The sequence below is a fragment of the Cohnella sp. genome, assembly GCF_041641335.1.
Lineage (GTDB): Bacteria > Bacillota > Bacilli > Paenibacillales > Paenibacillaceae > Cohnella.
The window spans coordinates 1-7,952 of the sequence record NZ_JBEPYQ010000161.1 but is presented as its reverse complement, the minus strand read 5'-3'; the positions used below and the strand labels follow the sequence as shown (position 1 = coordinate 7,952).

Sequence of the window (7,952 nt, the reverse complement as noted above, 5' to 3'; positions counted from 1 at the left end):
AGTTCGAACCGGTGCAAAAAGTGCGAAGGGAAAGCTGCGGAATAGTGCGCATTTGTGAGCGAATTTGCGATTTACGACGCTCGCCGGGCGATGGTAAGTTGAGTCCATTCGGAGCTGCGCGCTCAGACAATAAGGAGGTGGGGACTTTGACGAGGTTAGCGCGATTGTACAAGAACGGCGCACTATTGGCGATGACGCTTCCGGGCCTGCTGCTGCTGTTGGCCCTTCATTATTTGCCGATCGGCGGGATCTTGATCGCCTTTAAGAATTACAGTTACTCGGGGGGCAGCTTCTTTCGGAACTTCGCGAACAGTCCATGGATCGGTTTCGATAACTTCGCGTTTTTTCTGAATACGCCGGATGCCTTCATCATTACGCGTAACACGATCCTCTACAATCTGGCGTTCATTTTTCTGGGGACGGCGATTTCCGTCTTCCTGGCCGTGGCGTTTAACGAGCTTCGAAACCGACGGATGGCGAAGATTTATCAGACTACGATTTTACTGCCGTATTTTCTCTCCTGGATCGCGGTGAGCTACTTGTTTTTCGGCTTCCTCAGCGCCGACAAAGGGATCCTGAACCAGCTGGTTTTCGAACCGCTGGGCCAAGAGGGAATCGATTGGTACAACAGAAGCGTCTACTGGCCCTATATTCTCGTGTTCGCCAATGTATGGAAGTACGCGGGTTACAACTGCATTGTTTATCTCGCGGCGATTATCGGGATCGACAACGATTACTATGAAGCGGCGGCGCTGGACGGGGCGAGCAAATGGCAGCAGATCCGGTATATTACGATTCCTTCGCTGTCGACGGTCATTACGCTATTGGTGCTTCTCGGCATCGGGCGCATGTTTTTCGCCGATTTCGGTTTGTTCTATCAGGTGCCGATGAATTCGGGCGCGATCTTCGACGTGACGAATGTCATCGATACGTTCGTCTACCGTGCGCTGATGAACAGCGGCGATATCGGGATGTCCTCGGCGGCCAGCACCTTCCAGGCCTTTGTCGGATTCATTCTCGTCGTCTTGTCCAACTGGATTGTCAAGAAAATCGATTCGGAGAAAGCGATCTTCTAGGAGGCCCTCCCATGAAAGTCTCATACAGAGGCAATGCCATATCGCAGACGGCGAATACCGCCATTCACGCGATCTTCATCGTCATCGGCTTATCGTGCGTCGTGCCGCTTCTGCTGGTGATCGCCGTTTCCTTCTCGGACGAACAGACCATAGCCGCGAACGGATACCGGTTCCTGCCCGAGAAGCTGTCGCTGGACGCTTACCGCTACCTGTGGCAGGAGGGGCGCACGATTTTGAACGCCTATGCGGTCACGATCTTCACCACCGTGGTGGGCACGATACTTAGCCTGGCGGTCATCTCGACCTTCGCCTACCCGCTGACGAGGAAGGACTTCTCCTATCGGAAGCTCTTTTTGTTCCTTGTCGTATTCACGCTGCTATTTAACGGCGGACTCGTGCCCTGGTATCTGGTGACGACGCAAGTGCTGCATCTCAAGAACAACATATGGGCGCTAATCGTTCCCCATCTGTTCAACGGTTGGTACGTGATGATCATGAAAACGTATTTCCAGACGACGATCCCGGATCCGGTGCTTGAATCGGCCAAGATCGACGGCGCCGGCGAATTCCGCACGTTCTTAACGATCGTGCTGCCGTTGTCTCTCCCGGGGCTCGCGACGATCGGATTGTTCAGCGCGATCGTGTTCTGGAACGATTGGTGGATGCCGCTCATGCTGATCACGAACGATAAGCTGCTCAACATGCAGTATTTGATGTACAAGGCGCTGAGCTTCGCGGATTACCTGTCCAACGCCAGCGGCCAGAATTACGGCTCGATCATGCAAATGTCGCCCCCTGCACTGACGTTCCGGATGGCGCTAGCGGTCGTCGGGATCGGACCGATCGTGCTCGCTTATCCGTTCTTTCAAAAATACTTCGTGCAAGGGTTGACGGTAGGCGCTGTTAAAGGCTAACCCCAGTTATACTGGTTAGTATAAAGAAAAATTTAGGAGGTTATCGCAAATGGGAAAGGTCAAAAAATGGGCTGCGCTAGGCATGACGACGATCATGGGATTGTCGTTGGTCCTGGCCGGCTGCAGCACGACGGGCAAGGAAACGGCAGGGACGACCGCAACGCCCGGCACGACGACGGAACCAACCGGCACGGAGGCTAAGAAGCTGGATCCGTACGTCATCGACTGGTACATCATCGGCACGTCGCCGCAGCCCGACAATGAGCTGGTCGAGGCGGAAATCAACAAGATCGTGCAGCCTCGCATCAATGCGACGGTGAAGATGCACATCATCCCGTTCGGCGATTACGATTCCAAGATGACGGCGTTGCTCGCTACGGGGGAGAAGGTGGACCTGATGTTCACCTCCAACGGGAACATGAATTTCAGCAACTTGATCGCCAAAGGCGGGCTGGTGGATCTGACCGATAAGCTTGACGAGTTGGCTCCCGAGGCCAAGGCGCTCCTGTCGGAAGGATTCCTGCAGGCCAGCACGATCAAGGGTAAAAACTATACGTTGGCCGCGTATAAGGAGAAGGGCTCTTGGCTGGGCTTCATCGCGAATCAAGCCCTGATGGAGAAATACAACATCGACATCAAGAGCATCAACAGTCTGGAGGAGATGGAGCCGGCTCTTCGAATCTTGAAGGAGAACGAACCGACGATCACGCCGATTCTGGCTTCGGGTAACGCCAGAATTCCGTATATCGTCAACCGTCATCTCTGGAACGTATCCCCGGTTCAGTCGATCGTGCTGAAGAAGGATGGAAGCGAATACACGTTGGTGGCGGACGAGCCGGAGTACGTCGCTTCGCTGCAGACGCTGCACCGTTATTTCCAGGCCGGTTATCTGCGGAAGGACTCGGCGGTCATGAAGATTACCAAGGACGACTACGCCAAGAGCGCTTTCGCCTTTACGCAGCTGAAGCCGTACGTGGATGTCCAAGTGTCGAATCAGTACGGGGCTCCGTTCATCTATCACCATTTCGGCAAGCCGATCACGACGACCAACGATCTGGTCGGCTCGATGATGGGCATTCCAACCACCTCTAAAGACCCGGACCGCGTCCTGATGTTCTATAACATGATGTACCACGACGAAGAACTGATCAATCTGGTCGGCCGCGGCATTGAGGGCAAGCACTATATTAAGAAGGACGACAAGCGGATCGAGTTTCCTCCGGGTACGGATAACGGCGCGAAATCCGGTTACAATCCGAGCACGACCTGGGCTTACGGGAACCAATACTTGACGTACCTCGTGCCGGGAGAGCCGGACGACATCTGGGAGCAGTTCAAAGTATTCAACGGCGAATCCGAAGCCGTTCCCAACCTGGGCTTCAACTTCGACAGCTCCGAGCTCAAAACCGAGATCGCGGCGATTAAGAACGTGGAGAACGAGTTCCGCCCGACGCTGGAGACCGGTTCGGTCAATCCGGACGACAACCTGCCCAAATTCAAGGATAAGCTGAAGGCGGCAGGAATTGACAAGGTGCTTCAAGAAATCAACAAGCAGTATGGCGAATGGAAAGCGGAGAACCACAAGTAAGGCGCAGACCATCGGAGAAGGGGCTTGCCGTTCCGGGAACGGCAGCCTTCATCGAGGGAGAATCGAACCGGGGGGAATGATGGGCGATGTTGAAATGGGTGCCCGAGAAACACTTTTTTTCAAGCTTGCTCCTTTATTTCTCCACGCTCGTATCGCTGGTTATATTGACGGTCTCGTATATCCTGTATGTGCAGTTCGTGGACATCGAAAAACACCATATTTTCGAACGTGGCGAGGAATCGTTATCCCAGATCAGCACGACGGCCGACAGTATGCTCGAGAACGTCAAGATGGCGGTCTCCCAAATTCTTCTCGACAAAGAAATCACCCGTGTCTTCTATCTGTCGGTAACCGAGCCGCAGGAGCTGCAACGAATCGGGGAACGGCTCCAGCTGATCGGGTCGATGCCGTTTCTCCACTCTGTCTATCTGTACAACAGCAAGGAGGACCTGTTCTACACGAACCAACAGATGCTGATTCCCAGCGCCGGCTTCCATGATCAAGGAATCGTCGAGCTGCTGAAGACGTTCGAGCCTTCGCAAAATTTTAAGCCGATCACGCGCAAGATCCCCAATTCGACCCATTTTGCCAATATGGATTACAACGTTTACACCTTCATTTATACCGAAACGATGGGCCCCAACAGCAGGAATTCGATCGTATTGAACATCACGGACAGCTGGATGATTAACGCGATCTCCTCGTTGGATAAGAGCCGAGACGGCGGCATCTTCATCATGGATTCGGGCGGGGTGCTCGTCAGCAGCGTATACAAGGACCAGACGCTGAGCAACGTACGCGGGCAGGAGTTCGCCCGAACGATCTTGCAATCGGATGACATATCGGGACATTTCATCGGCGATGTGGACGGCGTCCGTTCTCTCGTCACTTATGCTTCCTCCGAAGCGTTGGGCTGGAAATTCGTGCGGTATATGCCCTATCGGGATGCGATTCAGGAGGTTAGCCGGATCCGGGCAACCACGATTCTGGTCGCGCTCGCGGTATTCCTGGCGGGACTTGCTCTGGCCTATGCGACCTCCCGGAGGCTGAACCGGCCCGTGGAGCATCTGACCGAGAAGCTGCTGCGTCAGAGCGATACGATTCGGGAGCATTCCTATAAAGGCAAACAAGAGACGATGCGCAGGCTTCTGGCTGCGAAAGAGACGGAATTGCCGGAAGGGGTCAAGAGGAAGCTGGCGGAGTTTGGATGCAAGCTTCCTCCGGAGGAGCCCGTTCGAATGCTGCTCTTGATGGTGGACCAAGCCAAAGCGTTTGCGGCGCAGTACAACTTGCGGGATCGGGAACTGCTCAGATTCGGCATTATGAATATAGCCGCGGAAGTGATAGAGGGACGGGCGAGGTGCGAAACGATCGATGCGAACGAGGATCACCTGGTCGTCCTCTTCCGCGATGACGGAGATCAGGAGCTTGAAGCGTGGGCGCGGGAGATTCAATTGAACGTCCGCGATCACCTTAAGCTGTCCGTGACGGCCGTATTCAGCCCTCGGGGGGCGCGGCTGTCGGAGGCGGGAAGTCTATATCATGCTTGCCGCGAGGCCGCGGCCTACAGGGTGTTCGCGGGCTGGGGAGCGGTTCTGTATGCGGAGCGGACCGAACAACTAGAGGCCGTTGCCTATCGGTACCCGGTCCAGAAGGAAGAGCAAATGACGGACGCCTTGATGCTGGGTCACATGGGGGAAGTCCGGAACCTTTGTCTGTCCATCCTGGACTCGACGGCGGGAAGCTCCTACCGAAACCTGCATTTGACGATGTCCCGCTTGTTCTTCGCCATTCATATGATGGCGGATACGCTGGAGAAGGCGTCGGGCTTCGGCTTCGACGTCCGCTTCCACGAGCTGTTCGCCGAGCTGTCCGAGCTGGAACGGCTGGAGGACATGAAGATGAAATTCTCGGAGCTGTTCCGTCATATGGAGAGACGGATGAACGAGAAGAAGAACGCGAAGTATGACGAACTGATGAACCGAATTGCCGAAATGATCGACAATCAATTCATGAATGAGGACCTGGGCCTGGACAGCATCGCCGACGCGCTGAATATGTCCCCGGTCTACCTCGGCCGTCTGATCAAGAAGTATACCTCCAAGTCTCTGGTCGATTATATCAACGAGGTGCGAATCGAGAAGGCGGCGGGCATGCTGCGCGAATCGGATAAGTTGATCGCCGCCATCGCCCGCGATACCGGCTTTACCAGCAACAGCTATTTTGGACGCGTTTTCAAAAAATACAAGGGCATCACGCCGAACGAGTATCGGCTGCAGTCGAGAAATTCGGCACAAGGGATGGAGGAAGCGGAATGAAACCGGAAAATCTGATCTACACCTATGTAAGCATGGCCTCCCATTACGAAACCTCCTGGGGAAACGGGACGCCGATAGAAGGCGTAGAGCGGACGGCCGCGACGGCTCATCGATACGATATTCCCGTAACCTGGATCGTGAACAGCGGGTCGATCAAGGTGCTGGGCGAGCGGATTCGGGAGTGGCATGAAGCGTACGGCGACGACGTGATCTTGAAATGTCCGAACTACTACAGAGACGCCGGGCACTCGAAGGAGAAGCTCAAAGAGCTTCTGGAGCGGGAGTGGAACGTGCTTCAAGACGCATTTCCTTGGGCGGAGACGAAGGTTGCCGGAAGCGGCGTCGTCGACGGAGACGTGATCGGCGTGCTGGAAGAGGCCGGCTTCCAGGGCATGTGGGGCTATTGCTGGGAGCAGGTCTGGTGGGACGGGATTACGAATAAGGGCGTTCCGTGGGGCTTCTGGTATGCGGACGGAGAGCGGTACAAGGTCCCGAAGCCGCATGGCGGCAAGCTGGTGGCTTGCGAGTGGACGGCCCGCGATTTGCATCAGGCGTATCATACGGCCAGTCCCGTCATCTATTCGACGGATCCCAACGATGTGCTGCGGGCCGGCTTGTGCACGGGAGAAGAGATCGAGTACTGGAAGAAGCTGTTCGGGGATTACCTTCGCAATACGGCGTCCAACGAGCAGGTGTTTTTCCTGCAGCATCAGGAAGCGCACGAGATGGAGGTCAGCGACGCGTTTGCCGTATGGCCGATGGAGGATATCGAAGCAAGCGACCGGATGCAGGACCTCTTCTTCCAGCACATCAGGCAGTTCCCGATCACGATTACGACCTTGCCCCAGGCAGTCAAGCAGTACCTGGAGCGGAATCGGGAAACGGCGCCCGTCTATATGCTGACCCGAGACCCCGAGATCCGTCCCGCTCAGAACGCGTACACCATGACGTTGGGTGGAGTCGGCCTCGGACCGTGGCCCGATACGTTCTTTTACTACGACAAAGAGTGCCAGATGGCTTTTCTCAAAGGGGAAAACAAGCCGCGAATGCTCCGGAACTACGTAGGCCAGTGGGATATGAACGACGACTTTGCGGAAGCGGTGCCGCCCGTATTCGTGACGAAGTATGAGAAAAGGGCCGATGCGATCGAAATCGTGTACGAAATCGGCCATTGGAAGCCGATCCCCTTCGGGCTGACGTATTGGGATGAACTGAACGGGTTTGAGGTCGAAAGTGCCGAAGGCGTTCTGGATGCCCGGATCATCGAGGGGCAATTGGCGTTCTTCCGTCTTCATCTCACGGGAAGCAAGATGTCGATAGCGGTCACCTTGAGGCCCAAGCGGGAGGCAGTGTCTCCGGCTGCGCGGGAGTCGGGCGTTCGGGAAGCTACAACCGGATGGAGATAAAGGGAGCGGATGGGTTACGGCTTGGGCGCGAAGGAAAGCGGACATCTCGGAGTGATGTGGAAGACGGTGTCCGAGGACTGCAATTTGGCATGCGATTATTGCTAATATAGCATCTGCGGAGGAAATCCGGGGCGGCAGGTCGACAGGATTGATTCCGATCTGCTCGATAAGTTCATATTTTCGAACGAGTCGTGCCTTGCAGGCCAAGCATGCTCCCCCGCATACCGTTATCAGCAACGCGCTGCAAACGAACGGAACGCTGCTGAACGAGCGCTGGGCGGCTTTCTTCAAGCGGTACCGCTTTCTGATTGGGATCAGTCTGGACGGGCCGGCACGCCTTCACGATCATCGCAGGGTGGACGCCCGGGGCGGAGGCAGCTTTGATAGGGTCATGACCGGGATTTCGCACCTGCGGCGTCATGGCGTGGACTTCAACATCCTTACCGTAATACACCAGGACAACGTAGGAAAAGCCCGGGAGCTGTTCCGGTTTTACGAGCAGGAAAAGTTCGGTTTTGTCCAGTTTATCAGCTTTGTCGAGAAGACTCCGACTTCAACACGAATGTGTAAGTCGGGGATGAATCGATGCCTTTTTGTTGTGAGAAAAACGAACGTATGTGCTATAATGGATATAAATGGATTGAGGGGAG

General features: G+C 55.2%; 6 protein-coding genes. All 6 read left to right on the top strand.

Annotated elements, in window-relative coordinates:
- Positions 1-191 precede the first annotated feature (191 nt).
- Positions 192-1,076, top strand: a complete 885-nt coding sequence (locus tag ACESLM_RS29955) for an ABC transporter permease (RefSeq protein WP_372638303.1) — start codon at positions 192-194, stop codon at positions 1,074-1,076.
- 11 nt (positions 1,077-1,087) lie between these two features.
- On the top strand, positions 1,088-1,990 hold the full coding sequence (locus ACESLM_RS29950; protein ID WP_372638301.1) for a carbohydrate ABC transporter permease: 903 nt from the start codon (positions 1,088-1,090) through the stop codon (positions 1,988-1,990).
- A gap of 49 nt (positions 1,991-2,039) precedes the next feature.
- The gene (locus tag ACESLM_RS29945) at positions 2,040-3,578 is read left to right on the top strand and encodes an ABC transporter substrate-binding protein (protein WP_372638299.1); all 1,539 of its coding nucleotides are present in this window, start codon (positions 2,040-2,042) and stop codon (positions 3,576-3,578) included.
- A gap of 86 nt (positions 3,579-3,664) precedes the next feature.
- A complete protein-coding gene (locus ACESLM_RS29940) occupies positions 3,665-5,896 on the top strand; it encodes an AraC family transcriptional regulator (RefSeq protein ID WP_372638297.1) in 2,232 nt (743 codons plus the stop codon).
- The gene (locus ACESLM_RS29935) at positions 5,893-7,302 is read left to right on the top strand and encodes a hypothetical protein (protein ID WP_372638295.1); all 1,410 of its coding nucleotides are present in this window, start codon (positions 5,893-5,895) and stop codon (positions 7,300-7,302) included. Before ACESLM_RS29940 ends, ACESLM_RS29935 begins: the two co-directional genes overlap by 4 nt.
- 196 nt (positions 7,303-7,498) lie before the next feature.
- Positions 7,499-7,952 (top strand): radical SAM protein (locus ACESLM_RS29930; RefSeq protein WP_372638293.1); only part of this gene is annotated, 454 nt, incomplete at its 3' end.